The 19,880-nt window shown below is 30.2% G+C and carries 16 protein-coding genes; 2 read left to right on the top strand and 14 right to left on the bottom strand.

Features of this window, described 5'->3' with window-relative positions; translation table 11 throughout:
* Positions 1-2: 2 nt before the first annotated feature.
* The 8 genes from SULAZ_RS05995 to SULAZ_RS05960 form a co-directional block, all read right to left on the bottom strand.
* Complete coding sequence (locus SULAZ_RS05995) at positions 3-446, bottom strand: poly(A) polymerase (protein WP_012673858.1); 444 nt, start codon at positions 444-446, stop codon at positions 3-5.
* Between the two features lie 83 nt (positions 447-529).
* The gene (locus SULAZ_RS05990) at positions 530-1,429 is read right to left on the bottom strand and encodes a tRNA nucleotidyltransferase/poly(A) polymerase-related protein (protein WP_012674832.1); all 900 of its coding nucleotides are present in this window, start codon (positions 1,427-1,429) and stop codon (positions 530-532) included.
* The gene (locus SULAZ_RS05985; RefSeq protein WP_012673466.1) at positions 1,429-1,866 is read right to left on the bottom strand and encodes a hypothetical protein; all 438 of its coding nucleotides are present in this window, start codon (positions 1,864-1,866) and stop codon (positions 1,429-1,431) included. Before SULAZ_RS05985 ends, SULAZ_RS05990 begins: the two co-directional genes overlap by 1 nt.
* Before the next feature lie 31 nt (positions 1,867-1,897).
* Entirely contained in the window at positions 1,898-2,461 is a 564-nt protein-coding gene (gene folE / locus SULAZ_RS05980) for a GTP cyclohydrolase I FolE (protein ID WP_012674414.1), read from the bottom strand.
* A gap of 10 nt (positions 2,462-2,471) precedes the next feature.
* Complete coding sequence (locus SULAZ_RS05975) at positions 2,472-2,894, bottom strand: CoA-binding protein (protein WP_012675021.1); 423 nt, start codon at positions 2,892-2,894, stop codon at positions 2,472-2,474.
* A complete protein-coding gene (gene mtaB, locus SULAZ_RS05970; protein WP_012674245.1) occupies positions 2,878-4,215 on the bottom strand; it encodes a tRNA (N(6)-L-threonylcarbamoyladenosine(37)-C(2))-methylthiotransferase MtaB in 1,338 nt (445 codons plus the stop codon). The genes SULAZ_RS05975 and mtaB overlap by 17 nt, the downstream gene beginning before the upstream one ends.
* A complete protein-coding gene (locus SULAZ_RS05965) occupies positions 4,199-4,840 on the bottom strand; it encodes a hypothetical protein (RefSeq protein ID WP_012674672.1) in 642 nt (213 codons plus the stop codon). The genes mtaB and SULAZ_RS05965 overlap by 17 nt, the downstream gene beginning before the upstream one ends.
* 73 nt (positions 4,841-4,913) lie before the next feature.
* Positions 4,914-8,717 (bottom strand): translocation/assembly module TamB domain-containing protein, encoded by a 3,804-nt coding sequence (locus tag SULAZ_RS05960; protein ID WP_012673992.1) that lies wholly within the window; start codon positions 8,715-8,717, stop codon positions 4,914-4,916.
* Between the two features lie 68 nt (positions 8,718-8,785).
* Between SULAZ_RS05960 and SULAZ_RS05955 the strand changes: the two genes are divergently transcribed.
* Positions 8,786-9,775 carry a tetratricopeptide repeat protein gene (locus tag SULAZ_RS05955; RefSeq protein ID WP_012674534.1) on the top strand — a complete coding sequence of 330 codons (990 nt, stop codon included), beginning with the start codon at positions 8,786-8,788 and terminating at the stop codon, positions 9,773-9,775.
* Between the two features lie 9 nt (positions 9,776-9,784).
* On the top strand, positions 9,785-11,038 hold the full coding sequence (gene serS / locus SULAZ_RS05950) for a serine--tRNA ligase (RefSeq protein ID WP_012673586.1): 1,254 nt from the start codon (positions 9,785-9,787) through the stop codon (positions 11,036-11,038).
* Here the strand turns inward: serS and SULAZ_RS05945 are convergent.
* The 6 genes from SULAZ_RS05945 to SULAZ_RS05920 form a co-directional block, all read right to left on the bottom strand.
* Positions 11,021-12,523 (bottom strand): tetratricopeptide repeat-containing glycosyltransferase family 2 protein, encoded by a 1,503-nt coding sequence (locus SULAZ_RS05945; protein WP_012674096.1) that lies wholly within the window; start codon positions 12,521-12,523, stop codon positions 11,021-11,023. The two genes, serS and SULAZ_RS05945, sit on opposite strands and share 18 nt — an antisense overlap.
* Positions 12,524-12,532: 9 nt before the next feature.
* The gene (locus SULAZ_RS05940) at positions 12,533-13,768 is read right to left on the bottom strand and encodes a glycosyltransferase family 2 protein (protein ID WP_012674337.1); all 1,236 of its coding nucleotides are present in this window, start codon (positions 13,766-13,768) and stop codon (positions 12,533-12,535) included.
* A 14-nt stretch (positions 13,769-13,782) separates the two neighbouring features.
* Positions 13,783-16,704, bottom strand: coding sequence for a glycosyltransferase family 2 protein (locus tag SULAZ_RS05935; RefSeq protein WP_012673779.1), 2,922 nt, complete (start codon positions 16,702-16,704; stop codon positions 13,783-13,785).
* Positions 16,705-16,738: 34 nt separating this feature from the next.
* Positions 16,739-17,782, bottom strand: coding sequence for a hypothetical protein (locus SULAZ_RS05930; protein ID WP_012674576.1), 1,044 nt, complete (start codon positions 17,780-17,782; stop codon positions 16,739-16,741).
* A gap of 100 nt (positions 17,783-17,882) precedes the next feature.
* The gene (locus SULAZ_RS08725; RefSeq protein ID WP_012674471.1) at positions 17,883-18,968 is read right to left on the bottom strand and encodes a glycosyltransferase family 2 protein; all 1,086 of its coding nucleotides are present in this window, start codon (positions 18,966-18,968) and stop codon (positions 17,883-17,885) included.
* Positions 18,958-19,872 carry a glycosyltransferase family 2 protein gene (locus tag SULAZ_RS05920; RefSeq protein ID WP_012675075.1) on the bottom strand — a complete coding sequence of 305 codons (915 nt, stop codon included), beginning with the start codon at positions 19,870-19,872 and terminating at the stop codon, positions 18,958-18,960. The genes SULAZ_RS08725 and SULAZ_RS05920 overlap by 11 nt, the downstream gene beginning before the upstream one ends.
* Between the last annotated feature and the right edge of the window lie 8 nt (positions 19,873-19,880).

Below are 19,880 nucleotides of genomic sequence, written 5' to 3'. Positions count from 1 at the left end.
TTCTACCTCCTACAAAAATTTTTTACGTATTGTATTGCTTCTTCTTTTGTTTTTACTTCTCCTTTAAGTTGAGCTAAAATTAATTTTTCTTTTATAATTCCTACTTCTTTGGAAGGCTTTAAATCTAAAATTCTCATTATCTCACTTCCTGATAAAAGGGGTTCATCTACCACTTTACCTAAGTAATTTTCAAAATAATGTTTTTGGATATTGAGAATAAAGTCTTTAAATTGAGATTTAACAGCTAAAACCATTATAAAACTATAAATTGCCACATCTTTGTAATTATACCAAAAAAGGTTCATTTGAAAAAAGTCTCTATACTGACCTTTTAAAATTTCTACAGCTGCCTTCCTTGTACTCTTCATAAACTTAAATGGTTTTTCTGGTAGAAGTAATTTCTCCTTACACACTTTTTCAAACTCATTTTCATCAAGGTTAAACAAAAGTGCGTTTAACTTTAAAAAGGTTATATCTGTAAAATTTTGATAAAAGTAAATTTTTCCAAAATCTTCTTTAAGTCTTTCATCTATAAAATCAAGTTTTTTTTTAAGATTTCTTCTACATTTTTGTAGGTTGACAGTTCTTCTAAGCCTTGAGAAACTACTTTTGATAAAACTTTATTTTCTTTAAGTTTTTCTAATGTAGAGTAAGAGTTTTCATTTGATACTATTTTTAGAAGTTCATCTCTGATACGTTCTTTTGGGCTTTTTTCTAAAAGGTCTACATTATTTTTTACAAACTTTTCAAACTCTTTATCTAACTTAAAGTCTAACTCTAATGAAAGTCTATATCCTCTGAGTATTCTTACTGGGTCTTTTACTATATTCTCTAAAGATATCGGTCTTACAATACCTTCTTGAATATCTTTAAAGCCGTTTGAAGGGTCTATAAGGGTAGTATGGGAAGCACTGAGTCCAGAAGTATCATCAAAGTTAACAGCTATTGCATTTATAGTAAAATCTCTACTAAGTAAGTCTTGAACTAGTCTATCTAATATTTTTTCTTCCTTTTCTTCATAACTTAAATCAGATGAGATAATGTCTGATATATCAAGGTAAGAAAAATCAAATCTGTAGTTGTAGTCGTTCTCTTGAAAGATGAAGCTAACAACTGTTTTTTCTTTCTCAAACTGAAAGATAGAGCCGTTTATGTATTTTTTTAAATTTTTTGCTACTTCCATTGGAGGTGCTGTTACTATAAAGTCTATGTCTATATTTTTTCCAAGTGGTCTGTTGATAAGTCTGTCTCTTACCCATCCTCCTACTATAAAACAGAAAGAGCCTCTTGGAAGGGCTTTTGATAGAATATCAAAGTATGAGTTATAAAATATAAGACCATGTATGTAGTTTTCTTTAATCTGTAGGTCTAAATCTTCTTCTTTTTTCTTACTAAAAATCTTTTGTAAAAGCCTATCTATACCAAGCATTAAACTGCCTTGTATATATCAATTTCTCTTTTGAGGTTTTCTATAAATGAAATTAACTTTTCTGCTTTATCAATCCATCCTTGTATTATTTGACTTGTTTTTGGGAAGGCTTCTTGGAGCTCTCTATACTGGTTTATCTTTGAGTTTGTGTACTGAATTAGTAAATCTAAAAATTCTTTCATTTTGTCTATCTGTTTAGAGTAGTAAAAAAGGTCTTTTAACATCTCTCTTCTCTCTCTAACTGGAACATCAACTCCCAAAGTTAAACCTATATTTCTAATATCAAATCTTGATAGATATATTCCACTTCTTGAAGGAACTGTAAGAATTTTTAGTATTCTGTCAAACTCTCCTTCTTCTTTTAGAAAGTCAAACTGCTGTGCAAATTTTTCATTTGTCATAAAAGGATTTTTCATTAAATCTTTATCGTTTAGCATTTTAATACCTCTCAAATTTTTTATTTAACAATTATAACTTTTTATGGGAGTTTATCAAGTTTAAAAATTCTTCCCTTGTTTTTTGACATTCAAGGAATCTTCCTGTCAATTTACTTGTTACTGTAACTGAATCTGGATTTCTTACTCCCCTCATAGCCATACACAAATGAATAGCTTCCATTACAACAGCAACTCCTTTTGGTTGCAACTCTTTTTCTAAGAATTCTGCAATTTCTGCTGTTAGTCTTTCTTGAACCTGAGGTCTGTATGAAAATTTATTTACAACTCTAACTATTTTAGACAACCCACAAACTTTTTTATCAGGTATGTATGCAACGTGGGCTTTTCCAAAAAATGGTAATAAGTGATGTTCACAAAATGAGAAAAACTGTATATCCCTAACAACAACCATCTCATCATAACTTCCTACATCTTCAAATACGGTCATATTAAACTCTCCGTGGCTTTCAAACTCTTCCCACATTTTTGCAACTCTTTTAGGTGTATCTCTAAGACCTTCTCTGTTTGGGTCTTCTCCTATTCCTTCCAAAAACAATCTAATTGCTTGCTCAATCTTATTTTTATCTATAGCCATCTTTCATCTCCTACTTTCTTAGTAATCTTTGACATTCTACTTTCATACATCTATCGTAAATAACGTTATAACCTAAATTTGATAACTTTTCTGCAATTTCTGGGTTATATGTTCCAGGTTGAAACCAGAATGTTTTAAAACCTTTCTTTAATGCTTCCTCGGCTGTAAAAACAACATCTGCAGGCCTTCTAAAAACATCTACAATATCTATCTCGTCTGGAATATCTAGTATTGATTTGTAAACCTTCTCTCCTAAAATCTCCTGCCCTTCGTATTTAGGGTTTACAAAGTACATTTTAAAGCCGTAAGATTTAACCACTTCGCTTACAAAATAACTTGGTTTAGATGGGTCATTTGATATGCCTACAACTGCAACATTTTTGCTACTTTCTAAAATATTCTTTATCTCCTCATCTTTAGTTAGTATCGGCATAGCTATCTCCTATAGTAGCTAAATTATCTTCTCTTTCATAGCCTACTTTTGTAAGTTTAGATTTTACTATTGAGTTTAAAGGCTGGTCTGTTTTTATTTTCGCGTGGATATAGTTTCCTGTAAGTCCTATTTTGTAATCTTCTTTTTCCGTTATGATTAAAAACTCCATATCTTTACCTAAAAACTTCTTTCTAAAGTCTATACTTTTTCTCTCTCCTATCTCCCTTAGTATCTTTGTTCTCTCTTTTTTAACTTGAGGTGAAACTCTATCTCCAAACTTTACTGCTGATGTGTTATCTCTCATAGAGTAGGTAAATACGTGAATGTATGCAAATGGTATCTCTTCTACATTTTTTACAGTGTTTTTAAATGCTGTTTCATCTTCTGTAGGAAAGCCTGTTATTATATCTGTCCCGATAGCTGTGTCTGGTCTGTTTTTTAAAATCTTTTCAACCTTTTCTACATACTGTTTTACTGAGTAGTTTCTTTTCATATCTTTTAACACTCTGTCGTCAGCTGACTGGATAGACAGGTGAAAATGTGGAGCTATTTTTTCTTGGGTTGTTAAAAAGTCTATTAAATAATCGTCAAGCTCGTTTATTCCCATAGATGAAAGTCTTATCCTATAAAGTCCCTCAACATTCACAAGCTGTTTTAAAAGGTCTAAAAGATAACCTTCTTTATGGTCGTATCCAAACTGAGACAGCTGGGTTCCTGTTAAAACTATCTCTTTATATCCTTTGTCTACAAGGAATTTAACTTGATTAACAATATCCTGTATCTTTGCACTTCTTACTTTTCCCCTTGCAAAAGGGATTATACAAAAGGAGCAGAAACTGTTGCAACCTTCTTGGACTTTTAGTATAGGTCTTGACCCTTCGTAAAAGGTTGATATAAAGAATGTTTTAAAGTCGTTTTCTCTAAAAATGTTGTCTATAAAGACTTTATTCTCAAACTTTTCATTTATGTAATTTTCTACAATTTCTAAAACAGCTGTTTTATGGGAATTTCCTATAACTAAATCTATCTCTGGTATTTTCGCAAGTTCTTGGGGAGAGACTTGAGCATAACATCCTGTTGCAACGACGATAGCGTTAGGATTTCTTCTTTTTGCCTGTCTTAAAGTTTTTCTTGAGGTTCTATCTGCATCGTTTGTAACGGTGCAGGTGTTTACTATGTATATGTCAGCAACAGACTCAAAGTCCGTAATATCATACCCTTTTAAGCTAAACTGGTCTTCCAATGCGGATGTTTCAAACTGATTCATACGACAGCCAAGGGTTGCAAAAGCCACCTTTAACTTTCTACTTTCCAATCTCATCTACCGCTCTTTCTAAATCTCCATGTTTTAAAATCTCAATAAGTTTATGCTCATCAAAGGCTTTTGTCAATCTCTCTCCAGTTTTTAAATCAAATATGTAAAAAATCTCCTCTCCATAACTTCCTACAAAGTAAGTCCCTCTTCCTAGAATTACTCCTGCTAAAACAGATGACTTAAAATCCTCTGTAAGTTTTTCTCCAGTGTTTACATCATAAATAGCAAACTTCCCGTTTTTCTTTCCCCAAAAGTAATTACTCTCTCCTGTAAGAGCTCCTCTATCTCTTATCTTTTCAAAGAATTCTGTCTTTTGACCTTGTAAAGTAAAGAGAGCTTCTTTACCACCTTCTTCAACTTTATAGTAAATTGATTGGCCTTTTACCAGTCCAGCTGTATGTATCCAGCTGTGGTAATCTGTCTTTCTTTCAAAATTTTTATCGTAAATAGCCCACTTTACATTTTTTAGATGTTTTAGATAATCTATTTTGTCTTTTACAATCTCTTCTGTTGCTAAAAAGTATTCAGACTCTCCCTTTGGTAATCCTACATTAAAAACATATCCAAAATCTCTTGACTTTTTGCCATCGTATTGAAAATAAAAAACTAAATCAGTTTCTATAAGCTTCAACCAATACTCCTTTAAGGGTTTTAAAAGATTTTACAATCTTTACAGTCTAAAAAACTATGTTAAAAAACAGGTTTTAAAAATCAAAAGGAAGGGTAAAGGTTAAATCTACTGATTTTGCTTTGTTATCGTACAGTCTTAAAACAAAGGAACTTCTTTCTGTTAGTCTGTATCCTCCTTCGTAAAATCCATACTGGTTTATAATAGTTGTAGTAGAGAGAGGTTTTGAAAAACCTAAGTATATCTTCCTTGTAAGGTATTTTTGAACGTAAACACTAAAAGTAATACCTTGTACAGGGTTGTACGTTGGCAAAACATTTACGTTAAATCCTGTTCCAAAAAGTCCTTCTTCTTCTTCCCCTGAAGCTTTAAACGGTACAAGTAGTTTTGCCACGTTTCCAACTACAGAAAAAAGTCCAGATGATGCGAGTTGCTCAGGAGTTTTTTTAATAAGCAGTAAAGATAGTATCTCATCTTTTGATTTTGGTGGAGTAGAGAAAAAGTCATACTTTAAGTTATCAGCTGGTCCAGATACGTTAACGTATATGTAAATACCTGCTACATTAGTTGACAGTTTTCCGTTTACGTAAGTTTTACTGTCTGTAAGTTTTACATCTATAAAATCAATGTTATACTTGTTTTTGAGAAAGTCTACCTTACCGTAAGAAATTCTAAAATTACCGTTAACTATAGGTTTGTCTGCAGTTCCCTTTACATCAAATCTCCCTTCTCCGTAAGCCCTTCCCCAGCTTCCTTCCATAAATATAGGTGATAAAGTAGAAACTTTTAAGTTAAGATTTATATTTTTTAAAAATTCAGGTTTACTTCCTGCTTCTTTATTAAAATACTCAGGTTCTACTTTTGCTTTACCTGTTGTAAGTAGATTAGAGTTTATATAAACTTTATCTTGGACAAGCTTTATATCAGTGTTAGTAGAGACAACACCGTTGTATATGTTTTCATACTTTACAGGGAGAAGTTCAGAAAAGATAGAGATATTACCCTCTCTTTTCTTTAAGTTGTATTTGCCTGTTATTGTTATACTACTATCTCCGTAATATGACCTTGTACTGCCTTTTATGTCTATTAAAAGGTTGTCTTTTAAGGTTATATCAAATTTATCAAATGATATCACGTTTAAAGTGTAAGGTGTTCTAACACGTATATTATCTCCATAGAGTTTAAAAGATGCTTTTTCAAGGATGTCTTCAGGTTTACCTTTATATGCCATTACAAACTTAACTCTTCCATCTAAGTTTACATACTGAATAATCTGAGCTACATAATTTTTATCCATCTCTCCACTTACTGCAATCTCTAAAAGGTTATTTTCTAAATCAAATAAAAACTTTTCTACAACCCCTTTAAACGTTCCAGTAAAGACCTGTTTATCTGTAAAAATCTTCTTATCTAAGTAGTTAATCTTTAAATCGGAGAAGTTAAATAAAGTTATCTCTTTTTCTTTTACAAGAATATTTTTCAAAACAGCCACAGCAGAGCTTTTTTGAATGTCTTGTTTGTTAAAGTTTACTGTGAGTATAGACTCTCCCATATTAAAATTTAAGTCTTTATGGGAGATTTTAACATCTTTACCGTAAGCAACAAGCCTATCTTTATTTCCTTTAAAATCGTAGATAAGATTTACCTGTTTTTGATTTTTGATAATTGTAGATAATTTACCTTTGTAGTCGTTAAGGCTTCCTTCTGCGCTTAAATCTGCTTTAAGCTGTAGATTTTCATTTTCTAAGTTTGATAATACAGACAGATTAAAAATCTCTTTATCTAAGTTGTAGCTTCCAGAAGCTGATAAGTTAAATCTCTTATATCCTTCCAGTCCTTCTCCTTTTAAGGAAAATTTAAGGTTCTTGTTTAGAAGGTTTACATTTCCTATAATCTTTTTTAATGTATAGTTTTTAAATGTTAAGTTATCTTTGTTAAAGTTAACAGTAAGATTTATATCTTTTTCGTTTAGCTTTCCTGACAGATTACCTTCAATTGAGTTCTCAATATCTTTTAAGTATGCTTGGTAGTAGTTTAAGTTTAAATCTACGTTCCAATCTTTTTTAACTGATGTTATGTAAATACTTCCTTCTGCTGTTTTAGGAAGTACTCTTTCAAAAACTTCCTTAGAGTGTTTTAATAAAAATGGATATATTGGCGTAAGATCAAACTGTCTGTTTACGTTTAAAGTTAGATTTAGTTTTTCATTTTTTAAGTCGTATGTAAGGTTAGATTTTAAAGCTTCTCCGCTGTTTGCATTAACTTTAATTAAATCATTCTCAAAAGAAAAATCGTATGTTAGATTCTTAAGGTTTATGTCTTCGTAAGAGAAAGTTTGAGCATTACCGCTAAGTTTTATATGTAGATTACTTGAATCACCGTAAATCCTTCCGCTTGCGTTTAAGTTAGCTTTTATAGGAATGTCTTTTAGGTATGAAAGATTTTCAAGGATAAAGTTTGTTGTATTAAGATTAAAATCGTAAGATAGATTTTTTAAATCGTGAAAATTCTTTAAACGTCCTTTTACACTGATAGTCTGATTTTTACTCAAACCCTTTAAATCTGCGTCAATAAAGTAATCTTTTAAAGAGATATTCACTTTTCCAGATAAAGAATCGTAATTTAGACCTAAGACTGTAAAGTTTTTAGAATTAACCTGTATATCTGAAAAACCTTTATCTATAAAGTAGTCAGCTGACAGGGTAAGTTTACCGTCTAATGAATCTAAGATTTCATCTTTTTTTACCGGTAAAACGGATAAAACTTTTTTAATTGAAGGGATGTCAGCTTCTAAGTTTAATTTTTTGATTTTATCAATGTATTCAAAATCTCCAGTAGCTAACTTTAAGTCATACCTTCCTTTTAGTACAAGCCCGTCTTTATCTTTTATATCAGTAAATAAGGACAAATCTTTAAGTTCAATACCTTCTGACAGTAGAGACTCTATATTAACCTGAGCTTCACCGTCTAACTTTCCTTCTTTAAAATTAATTTCTCCTTTAAATTTACTGTTTAAAAGTTTTGTGTTTTGGTAATTCAGCTGAGTTAAAAATCCATTAAATTTTAAGTCTGTATCCTTTTTAACTTTAAGGTTTAAGTCCGCTCTCAATCCCGACAAGTTAATATTATTATAAGAATAACTTGGAGTATTTAAACTTGCTGATAGATTAATAACTTTATTTTCAAAAAGAGAAATATTTTTTACATCTAAATAGATAGAATCGTATGAAAGTTTTACATTTTCAACAACCATTTTTTTAGGAAGAATTTTTAATTGATAGCTTCCTATAGATGTAAGGGTTAGGTTGTAGCGACTACTGTCTTTAATAAGTATTAAAGCTGGCTGAGATTTAAGATAGACAAGATTTTGGTTGTTGTAGAGGGATATATTTTTTATATCTAAGTTTAAACCTTTTTCTACATTTTCCACAAAAAAGTTTCCATCTTTTAAATCAAGATTTACATACGATGTAAAAAGATATAGAGGAAATATAAACTTAAAACTTTCAGAAGGGGGAGCTGTCAAATCATTTATATACTTTCCTGTAAGTTTATCTACCTTTAGATTAACAATAGGTTTAAATTTTAAAAAATTGTAAAAATTAAACTCCCCATTAATATTTTCAAGTTTTACATCGAACTCTTTTTTATCTGTAATGTGTATAAAACTACATACTAATCTACCTTCTTCTACTTTACAATTATCTTCAACGTAAATACCAAACTTTTTCAGTATATCCTGATAACTTGATATAACATAAAAAACAGCTAAAACTATTAGAAAAAAGAGAAACACTACGAAAAAGGTTTCTATAGATACTTTAAGTAAAATTTTTACAAACTTATTGTTTAAGACTTTTTCTTTAAAAGACTTTCCCATTTAACTTAAATTTTAACATAAAAATGTGTTATCTTATATAAAACTACAAAAGTAAGGAGGCATTAACTATGACTTCAGCAGGTGAAGCTTACCATCTTCTTAACAAAGCCATCTACCACTATGAAAATGAAAATTTTGAGATGGCTATCACTCTTTTAGATGAAGCTCTTCTTCTTAATCCTGACATTCCAGAAGTTCACTTTTGGAGAGGGAAGGTTGCAACCCATGATCTAAACCAAGAAAGCCTTGAAGTAGCAATAGTTCACCTTTCAGAAGCTATAAGACTAAAACCTACCTATGCAGAAGCTTACTTTGAAAGGGGAAAAGTTTACATCCAAAAAGGAGAGTTTGAAGAAGCAAAAAAAGACCTTGAAGAAGCTGTAAAGATAGACCCCAAAATAAAAGAAGCCTACTCACTTTTAGCCCAAATAGAGCTTATGCACGGAAACGACCAGAAAGCAATGGAATACCTTAATAAAATATCAGGACAAGAAGGAGATGACAGGTACTACTACTCATTAGGAAAAATATTTTACAACGCAGGAAAGTATCAGCAAGCCATAGAACAGTTTAACAAGGTTATAGAAAAAAACAAGTATTTTGTAGATGCATACGTTTACAAAGCCCACTCTTTAGCCCATTTAGGACTTTATGAAGATGCAATAGAAAATCTAAAAAAAGCCGTTATACTTGTTCCAGAAGAGATAGAATACTTTTTAGACATGGCTAAATACCACTTTGAACTTGCAAAGAAACAGTTAAATGAAGGTAAAAAAATCCAAGCAGCTGAGAACTTTATAAAAGGACTACAAATAGATTACAACCTAAAAATAGAACCTAAATATATACCTGTGCTTATAGAAGCTGCAGAAGAGTTAATTGAGAAGAAAAACTTTAAAGAAGCAAACGACATAATAGACCAACTTGAACTTTTAGTAAAAGAGCCAGAATATCAAGAATACAAAGAACAGTTTGAAAAACTCAAGAAAAAGTTTATGAAAGTTTTACCTTTAAAAGATAAAGTGATAAAATTTATTACAGATATATACACAAAGTAAGGAGAGAAAATGCTGGATATAAGACTAATTAGAGAAAAACCTGACTTTGTGAAAGAGAGACTATCTACAAGAGACCCTTCTTATGCTCAGATGATTGATAAACTCCTTGAAATTGATGAAGAAAGAAGAAAAATAAAAAAAGAGATAGATGATTTAAGAGCAGAAAGAAACGAAAAATCTAAACTTTTCCCTATTTACAAAAAAGAAGGAAAAGATACAACCCAGATACAGGAGAGAGTAAAAGAAATAGGAGAAAGAATCAAGTACTTAGAAGAAAAGTTAAACACTGTAGAAGAAGAGTTTAACAACCTAATACTTTACATTCCAAACCTTCCTGCGTTAGATGTCCCTATTGGAAAGGATGAAAACGATAATGTAGAAGTTAGAAGATGGGGAGAGTCAAGGAAGTTTGATTTTGAACCACTGCCACACTTTGAGATAGGAGAAAGGCTTGGAATCCTTGATTTTGAAAGAGGAGCTAAACTCTCTGGCTCAAGATTTACTGTAATGTTTAAAGAAGCTGCAAGGTTAGAAAGAGCATTGATAAACTTTATGCTTGATGTACACACCAAACAACATGGATATACAGAAGTCTGGACACCTTTACTTGTAAAATCTAAAACATTACAAGGAACAGGTCAGCTTCCCAAATTTAAGGAAGACCTATACAAGATAGAAGATGAAGATTTATACTTAATACCAACAGCAGAAGTAACACTTACAAACCTACATGCCGACGAGATTATCCCAGAAGACCAGCTCCCTAAATACTATACAGCATACACACCTTGTTTTAGAAAAGAAGCTGGCTCCCACGGAAAAGATGTAAGGGGTATTTTAAGACAACACCAGTTTGATAAAGTAGAACTTGTAAAGATAGTTAAACCAGAAGACTCTTACAATGAACTTGAAAAGTTAGTCAACGAAGCAGAAAAGATACTTCAACTTTTAGAACTTCCATACAGGGTTGTATTACTTTGCACCGGTGATATGGGATTTTCTGCTGCAAAAACATACGACATAGAAGTTTGGATACCTTCCCAAAACAGGTACAGAGAGATATCTTCTTGCTCAAACACAGAAGATTTTCAAGCAAGAAGGGCTATGATTAGGTATAAAGACAAAGAAGGTAAAAACCACTTTGTACATACGCTAAACGGATCAGGACTGGCAGTAGGTAGAACCTTACTTGCCATTATAGAAAACTATCAAAAACCGGACGGTACTTTTGAAGTACCAAAAGTTTTAAGAGACTACCTGTGAGAGTTTTTTATTTAACTTTTCAAAACTTTCCTTTAGGTTTAGATTTTGAGACAGGTTAACTATATCTTCTAAGTTTTTTATAAAGTTAATATCACGGCTGAGGTTTAGATACTTCAAGCCGTGATAAAATGCTCTTTCATAATCTTTAAAAGAAAAGTATAAATCAGACAGGTATTTGTTAGCTTTGATGTTAAACGGATTTAAATCGTAAGCTTTTAAAAAGCTTCTAAAAGCATCTTCCATATTTTGATTTTCATAGTAGTACTCTCCAAGGTCTGTGTAAGCTTCACTACTTTGGTGAATAGTTGCCACTTTTTTTATAACTTTTAGAGCTTCTTTTTGATTCTCATCTTTAAGAATTCTAAAAAGTACTCTTCCTATATTTTCACCTTTTGTTTCATTCCAGTGATCTTTGACTATCTCTTTAAAGTAATCTCTATCTTCATTTGATAGTATATAACTTTCTAAATCGGAAATTACTTTTTCTTTGTAGCTTATATAATCAGAAATAACACCATATATTTTAGAAGTTTTATCTATAGATAAAATAAAGTTAATAAGACTCTCTACAGCTTTTTTAGTATCTTCTTGAGCTTTGTAAACTGTATAAAGTAAAAAATGATAATCTGGGTAAAACTTATCTATATTTAAAGCATCTTCTAACAACTTTTCAGCTTCCTTGTAGTTTTCTAAAGAGATATAAGTTCTTGTTGCATAAACGTAAAAATGTTTTTTAAAGGTGCTTTCATTTGGAATATTGTCTTTATATCTTAAAAATTTTTTTATGTACCTTAAACTTTTCTTGGAGTATTTTTTCAGATCAATAGCAGCTGCTAAAACACTGTAAGATTGGATAATGTAAAAGATGTTAACATAGTATTCTTTTTCGTTGTCTTTACAACTTTTCAACTCTTCAAAAAGTAGTCTTAGGTTTCTCTTTGCTTTCTCAATTTGGGTGTTAATTTCAGCGTATCCATAATGTAAAATATGAACTTTCATAGGAGGTATTAAAATAGTACTTGTCTTTTTATTTACTACCCTCTCGTGAATCTTCCCTTCCCAGACTATATCAGGATGTTTTTTATGAATGTGGACTGTAGAAGAGAGACTTTTTATGTTTCCATCTAATCCTAAGTTTTTGTAAACAGTGCCTATTCCTTCATACTCTGGATGGTCTTTTATGAAAAGTAGTATCCTTTTAAATCTTTCATACTCTTCTTCTTCTAACTCTGTATCTGCATCAAAAAACCATATCCAGTCTCCACTGGCCATATCTACAGCGTACTGCCTTGCATCTGCAAATCCGTTCCACTCTCTATGATAAACCTTTGCACCGTAAGACTTTGCTATCTCTACTGTTTTATCTGTTGAGCCTGTATCTACTAGCACTATCTCATCAAACTTCCCTTTAATACTATTAAGTAATCTTGGTAGATTTTTCTCTTCGTTTTTTGCTATTATACAAGCTGATACTTTTATATCCATATTTAAACCTTAGATTTCTCCAAGTATTCTTTTAAACAGTCCTTTAACTTTTTCTTGTTTACCGAGCATATTAGCCATATCTGTTAGATTATGAATTATATTCTCATCTATAGGATTCATTGTTGCAGCTTTGTAAAAGTACCTGTATGCATTCTCTTTATTACCACCGTAAAACTCTATAACTCCTAAGATATTATAAACAGGAGCTCCAGAGTAGAAAGATGCCACATCATTAATAGATACCATCACTTCTTGAGCTTTCCCTTCTTCTATAGCTTTTTCTATAGCTGTTATTAATTCTTGAGTTTTGTCTATCTGATAAAGTAAGTCTTTTATTTCATCTTGGGAAAAACCTTGGTCTTGTGTTAAAAGTTTTTTAGCTTCATCAAATAGTCCCATGTTGTAGTAAGTATTTACAAGCTTGAACATAGATACTTTGTTGTGAAGACTTAGAGCTGCCTGTCTGTAGTGCTGTGATGCATTAAAGTAATCTAAGTAATCTGATAAAATGTCTCCTATAGACGTGTAAGCAGTTGCTAATGCTAAATTTTCATTTTCCCAGTTGAGTCTTGGGAAAAACTTTTTTAAAGGATACTTTTTAATAGCTTTTCTCAGTGCATAACTTCTATAGGAAGTATCTATAAAAGTCTCAGGGTAATGGATAACAACATAGTTAAACTCTGAAAGTTTTAATCTAAGGTTATCTATATTTTGATACAAAAAGTTGTAAAACTCATAATCTTCAAACTCTTCATCAAACTTTCCAGTTTTGTTAAATAAATCTTTTTTTGTTATTATTCCGTATTCAGGAAAGTAATTTTCAATCTTTAAACTCATAAGCAAGTCAGTTTCTTTTTTATAAAGGTCTTGAAGGATGAACGTTGACTCTAAACCAGTGTTATCAACTATTACCATATTTGGGTACACTATATCTGTATCTTCGTAATCTTCAAACTGCTCCATCATCTCCGGAATCATATCAAACTCTAAAACTGTTGTATCCGATATCCAAAGAATGTAATCATTCTTTGCATTTTCTAATATGGCGTTTCTCATTACTGCTTTATTATCAGTCTCTAAATTTAGACACTGGGCTTGTATATCCGAATCTTCAAAGAAGCTCTCATCACCTGTAAATATGATTTGGTCAAAATACTCTAAGTTATCCTGAATACCCTCTAAAACTTCTTCTTTAACAGGGTTTTCTCCTTTGATTGTGTTTAAAATTCCAAGTGTAATTTTCATAAAAACACCTCCCTTTATATCAGTTTTAAAAATTTTTTATTTAAAATTTCACTTACAAATTCTAACATAACTTTTTGATTTTTTGGTTTTAAATATGCTTTTAAAAATAGATAATCAAACTTTGTATCAGAATTTACTTCTTTTAGAGAAGATTTTTCTAACTCTTTTAATCTATCTTTTACTATTTTCTTATCTAAAAAAATGTTTTCTTGTTTTCCTTTTATACCTTTATGATAGTCATAAACTGCCTTTAAAAAGCCTAATGAGTAATCAGTTCCCAAATTTATTGAGTTTATAAGCTCATTATGTAAGTAATAACTTAATGTAATATAATTACCAAACCCGTCTTTTTCATAATTATCGTATATATACAACTGATTTCTACAGATGTAATAGTAACTAACAGGGTTATAGTAGTATCCTTGTGTAGTTCCTCCTATTTTATGTCTTATAAATGTGAAAGGTGTATATACAACTTTTACACCCCTTTTTTGCATTTCAATAAACAGCTCGTTGTCTTCAAAGTATAAAAAGTACTCTTCGTTAAAAAGTGGATTTGGAAGTTTATCTAAGATTTGTTTTTTTATAAATATGTTTGAACCACTTAGTGCAGAAGGTATAAAAATACCGTAATCTTGATTGTTATCAATACCTTGAGTATAAACTCTCATTCCGTTGTACTGAATTTTGTCGTTGTCATACATTAAAATCTTACAAGTTGCAACATCAGAGTTTGTATATTCTACCGTTTTTATCAGCTCCAAAGGTGTGTTGTAGGATATAACTGTATCCGGATTTAGTATCCATACGTACTGTGTTTCAGGGAGATTTTGTTTTACAAACTCTACTCCAACATTGTTTCCGCCAGCATAGCCCGTATTTTTATTTTTTATTAGATAAAACTTTTTTGTAGTTTCATTTTTAAAAACATCTTTAAGAGTTTGGTCTAACTTTGAATACTCTACTTCATCCTCAGAGTTGTCAACTACTACAAGGTTTATATTTGGATAAGGATTTTTTACTATAGATTTAGCCAGATTACCTAAGTAATCTGAAGAAAAGTAGTTAACTGTTATGATTGTTATATACGGTTTTCTTTTAATTATATTTGCTTTCTCTTTAAAAAAGTTTTCATTTTTACCTTCATTGAACAAGTCAAAAACAAATCTGTATCTTCCATCTGATAAAGGAAAAGCATAAAAAGGTTGATTTCTTAATCCAACATCTTTAAAGAATAACTCAATAGGGGTTGGGACATTGCCGTATCCGTATGTTTTTACCAGTTTTTTTATAAAGTTGTATAAACTAATTTTATTTAGGTTTTCTGCGTTTTTCTTGTCCGTCTCAAAGGATTTGTGATTAAAATGTTTTACATAAACAGCCGGTAAGACTATCTGCTTTAAATTAGCGTTCTGCATCTTTAATGAAAAATCAAAGTCATCAAAACCTAAAATTAGATTTTCATCAAACTTTCCAAAGTTATAGAAAGTATCTTTCTTTATACCAATACAAAACCCCGATAGCAGCTCCGTTTCTATTTCTTTATTAGAGTAAAAAAGTTTTAAGTGTTTTTCAAGTGTTTCGTCATTTAACATATTTAAAAAGCTTGTATATACATTTACATTGTTTTTATACATAGCAACATCAGATACAGCTCCGACCATACCTACATCTTTATTCTTTAAGACATTATAAAACTGATTTAACCAGTCTTTGGATATGACTTTTGCATCAGGATTTAAAAAAACTAAATACTGGTTTTTAGATAGGTCTGCAGCTCTGTTTACAGCCTTTGAGTATCCTATGTTTTCCGGATTTTTAACTAATTTGATGTTAAGTTGTTTGTTTGATTTAATATAGTTTTCTACTATCTTTACTGTTTGGTCTTTTGAGTTATTATCAAATATAATTATCTCATCTTCTGTAGTTAGGAAGCTGCCATTTATAGAGTCTAAGCATTGTAATATAGTTTGACTGGAGTTATATGTAATGATAATTATACTAAATCCCGGTCTTGGTAAGTCTAAGTATTTAATATTTTTTAGAAAGTTTTCTTTATGGAAATCTAAGACATAATCAAGATAATCTCTCTTTGTTTCTAATATAACTTTTTCTATGTTGACTCTTCTTTCTATCTTACTTTTGTCTATACCTAAATCTTCCAAGAATCCTGTAGATAAAAAGTATAAGAGTTCTTTTTGTCCTTTAACATTTGTAGATAGTTGTAAATTGTCTTGAGCTTGATGAATCCTATACATATTTGTAAATTCATCGTATAAAAATATATACCCATCTTTTATTAAGCTCATCCACAAAAACCAATCTGCATTCGCTACAAACTCAAAGTCTTTATGTTTAAATAGTTCAAAGTTTACATCTTTTTTTCTAAACATAAATCCAGAGAATGAACCTAAAGCATTGGCAAGGATTTTTAAACTGTACTCTATAAATTCTTTTCCATTTACTTTTTGATTTTTAAAGTATTTTTTCTGGATTTTATAATGATTTAAAAAGACAGGAAAGTTAACAAGGTTTAAATTCTCATCTACGAATAAAGTCCTGCCGGCTGACACTTTTACTGTAGGGTCTTCCACTAAAGGTTTAACTAAAAGTTCTAAAGTTTTAGGACTTAGAATATCGTCATCTCCAAGAAAGTGAATAAAATCTCCTGAAGCAAGATAAAAAAGATTTTTATAATTCCCAGCTGGTCCTAAGTTTTTCTCGTTTTTATGATAAATCACAAATGGATACTTTTCTGAAAATTTCTTTACAACTTCATAATTTTTCTGACTTTCTTCGGGGTTTAGGTTATCATCTGCCACTATACATTCATAAGGTTTCAAAGTCTGATTTACAACACTCTCCAAAGCCTGCTCTAAAAAGTAAGGTCTGTTATATGTTGGTATTAAGACGGATATTTTTGGTATTTGCTCCATCTAAAAACTCCTTAAATAACTATATTACATTTTCTTAGTACTGAAATATATTCTTTAAATCCTCAATAAATCTTTTTGGTCCGTTTCTAATCACTTGCCTATAATAATCAAAATCCTTATATCTTTCTTCAAAGTTTTCAAAGCAATCCTTTATTTTTTTCACAATTTTTGGTATATTTTCTTCTTTATCCTCAAATTTATACTTGTCTGGGATTGATACATCCTCAAAAAATGCAGCTGAACCTCTTTTCCCAGTAATTACACAACAACCCATCATTGCAGCCTCTTTTGGAATTCTTTCTGGACCTGGAAAGAAACCAAAATCTATGTAAACCTTTGCTTTTCTAAGAGTTTTTATTACTTCTTCTCTTTTCATGTTTTCTATAGGTATAAATTGAATACTTTTGTCAAAATCTATTATTTTTTTTGTAAAAAAGAATCCTTTTTTGGGATTATAAACAACTATATTTTCTTTTTTGCTCAATTCTACATTAACTGATTCTTCGATAAATTTTAAGTTTATGTAATAGTCAGGTAAATAATAATTTGGCTCCAAATCTTTAAACCAAAGCATTCCTCTATAGGAGTTATTTATATAAAAGTTGGCTAACTTTAACAAATCATCATTTCTATAATCATACTTTTTTGCCAATTTTTCTAATTTATATTCTAAATATATATCTGAGAAAGAAGACCCCTTCTTACTTTTATTAAAATAACGATATTTACTGATGTAATAATAATCTACGCTTAAAAACCACACACCTTTCCTAATTTTTTTATATTTGGGAAGTAATAAAAGAGTTTCTATAACTTCTGGTACAATTAAAATATTAATTTTATCATCATCTTTGTCATCTATTTTTAGTACATAAGGAACATTATACATTTCATAATCAGGATGAACTGGAGTTTTAAACATATTTTTATCATAATTGAAATAATACATGTAAGCATCAACCTTTAAATCATTTATAAGATGATATACTAACTGATGTAAAATCTCAGGCCCTCCTGATGCAAAATTAGCAGGGTATGCTACAAAAATTTTAGTTTCTAGAAAAAGTTTTACACTCACTTACACCTCTCGTATACATACTTATTATCGAAAACTTTATAAAAAGTTTTAATCCTAAAAAGAAAAAAGTGCCTTCATCGCTTAAATTCCAAGTTAGAGTTTAGCTTCCTATCCAAGACATGATATATTCATAATCGGAAAGAAAATCTTTATCAATTTCACCAGATGACGATACGCCTGATCTTCTATATACAGCTATAGCTTTGTTAAGGTATTTTGGGTTAGAAACTTTCCAAAATCTAATATTTCTTTCATGGTCTGCCCATATCTTATATTTAGTATTATAAAGACCGTAAGTTCTAAACAGTTCTGATTTATAAAAAGTAGCTTGATGACATAAATTCTTAAAACGCAACTTATAGGATAAAAACTTTCCATCATAAATTTCTGCACTATCCCTAAAGATTGCATTACCATAAATTAACTTGCTGTTTTTTATATTATCTATTTCTTCAATGAAAATAGATGAAAATACAGTTTCTAGAATAACTTCATCGTCTGATCCTAAGAAGTAAAGATAATCTCCTAAAGAACATATAATTCCTTTATTCATCGCATCGTATATTCCTTCGTCTTTTTTGCTTACCCAATAGTCTATAAAATCTTCATATTTTTTGATAATATCAATTGTACCGTCAGTAGAACCACCATCAATGATTATATACTCAATATTAGGATATATTTGATTGATAACACTTTGTAAAGCTTTCTCCAAATGCTCTTCTGCGTTAAAAGTTGCTAATATAACGGTTATAAGAGGTAAATTTGTAATGTAAGGATGTATAGATTTCTTTTTATTTTGAATTTTTAACTTCAAATCAAAGGGAACATTCTTTTCATAATAATCTAAGTAAGTGTTTATAAAATTATTTATATCTTCTTCAAGCTCCTTTGGAGCTGTCATAGTAGGATTACCTTCAAGGTCTGTAATCCACCACTTCCCTTCATTCCATACATAGCTAAACTTGAAATATCCCTTTGTTCTTAATCCGCCTTCTTCTTTTCTACCTTCACCTTCTAAAAGAAAGAGTGTAGTTTCATATTTATCCTCAGGTTTTTTAATAAGTTTTGAGTTTTGGATTTTTAGTTCTGGAAGGTTAATGTTAAACTTGTAATCTGGTAATATTTTTCCGTCAGCTCCTAAAAATCTATCTTCTAAAAGCTTGACTTTAAGCTTAGTATTCATATTTTTTTACCTCATTTTTAATCTTTATAGGTTTACTCATATAAAAATCACTTACCTTTCTTATACCTAACTTTTTAGCATCGTTTTTATACTTAAAAAGATGAAACAGTAAAAGAGAATTTAATTTAGGTATTAAATCTGGTCTATAATTTTCAACGAAATAAGCTTTTGCAATATCGTATAAAAGTGCTAATATACCCTCTTCCGTTTTTATTGTAATAGAATCATTGTGAGCTCTGAAAAAAGATAACTTTTCGTTAATAAAAGCAAACTTAGTATATCTTGTTGCTGTAATAAGATAGATGAGTACATCGTTTCCTATGGCATGCATTGAAAAATCACTGTTAATTTTGTTTGGTATGTTTATGACTAAACTTTGTTTTAAATCTTTTAGTCTAAAAAGTGCACATCCAGGTGAAACTGGATAGTTTGAGCCAAACAACACACCTTCAATATAATTATCAATATCATAAATTCCTGTTTCCCCTATAAAATAAGCATTCATTTTATTACTCGTTCCGTCTACAAAAATCTCTGTGCCTGTAAACACAAAACCAACATCTTCATTCTTTAGATGAGGAACAGTTTTTTCTAAAAATGTTGGAGCAATTAAATCATCAGACCATAGTATTTTTCCATAGTCTCCTGTAGCGTACTCTATACATTTAAGCCAGTTTCTAACCGGACCTATATTTTTATCATTTCTGTACAGTTTAATATTTTCATATTTTTCAGTATAATTCTTAACGATTTCATATGTACGGTCTGAACTATTATTGTCAACCACTATAATCTCAAAGTTTTTATACGTTTGATTCAATGCGCTTTGGATTGTTTCCTCTATTAAATTTTCTCTGTTGTAAACAGGAATTAATATACTAACTTTTTTACTTTCATTATTCATAAAACAAC

Origin of the sequence: Sulfurihydrogenibium azorense Az-Fu1, assembly GCF_000021545.1 — a bacterium.
Taxonomy (GTDB): domain Bacteria; phylum Aquificota; class Aquificia; order Aquificales; family Hydrogenothermaceae; genus Sulfurihydrogenibium; species Sulfurihydrogenibium azorense.
The sequence above is the reverse complement of the archived record's forward strand: the minus strand, read 5'-3'. Positions and strand labels throughout refer to the sequence as shown.

Excerpts from the sequence above, each read along its gene's own strand:
- SULAZ_RS05990 (WP_012674832.1), bottom strand. The coding sequence starts at position 1,429 with ATGCTTGGTATAGATAGGCTTTTACAAAAGATTTTTAGTAAGAAAAAA.
- SULAZ_RS05985 (WP_012673466.1), bottom strand. The coding sequence starts at position 1,866 with ATGCTAAACGATAAAGATTTAATGAAAAATCCTTTTATGACAAATGAA.
- folE (WP_012674414.1), bottom strand. The coding sequence starts at position 2,461 with ATGGCTATAGATAAAAATAAGATTGAGCAAGCAATTAGATTGTTTTTG.
- SULAZ_RS05975 (WP_012675021.1), bottom strand. The coding sequence starts at position 2,894 with ATGCCGATACTAACTAAAGATGAGGAGATAAAGAATATTTTAGAAAGT.
- mtaB (WP_012674245.1), bottom strand. The coding sequence starts at position 4,215 with ATGAGATTGGAAAGTAGAAAGTTAAAGGTGGCTTTTGCAACCCTTGGC.
- SULAZ_RS05960 (WP_012673992.1), bottom strand. The coding sequence starts at position 8,717 with ATGGGAAAGTCTTTTAAAGAAAAAGTCTTAAACAATAAGTTTGTAAAA.
- SULAZ_RS05955 (WP_012674534.1), top strand. The coding sequence starts at position 8,786 with ATGACTTCAGCAGGTGAAGCTTACCATCTTCTTAACAAAGCCATCTAC.
- serS (WP_012673586.1), top strand. The coding sequence starts at position 9,785 with ATGCTGGATATAAGACTAATTAGAGAAAAACCTGACTTTGTGAAAGAG.
- SULAZ_RS05945 (WP_012674096.1), bottom strand. The coding sequence starts at position 12,523 with ATGGATATAAAAGTATCAGCTTGTATAATAGCAAAAAACGAAGAGAAA.
- SULAZ_RS05940 (WP_012674337.1), bottom strand. The coding sequence starts at position 13,768 with ATGAAAATTACACTTGGAATTTTAAACACAATCAAAGGAGAAAACCCT.
- SULAZ_RS05935 (WP_012673779.1), bottom strand. The coding sequence starts at position 16,704 with ATGGAGCAAATACCAAAAATATCCGTCTTAATACCAACATATAACAGA.
- SULAZ_RS08725 (WP_012674471.1), bottom strand. The coding sequence starts at position 18,968 with ATGAATACTAAGCTTAAAGTCAAGCTTTTAGAAGATAGATTTTTAGGA.
- SULAZ_RS05920 (WP_012675075.1), bottom strand. The coding sequence starts at position 19,872 with ATGAATAATGAAAGTAAAAAAGTTAGTATATTAATTCCTGTTTACAAC.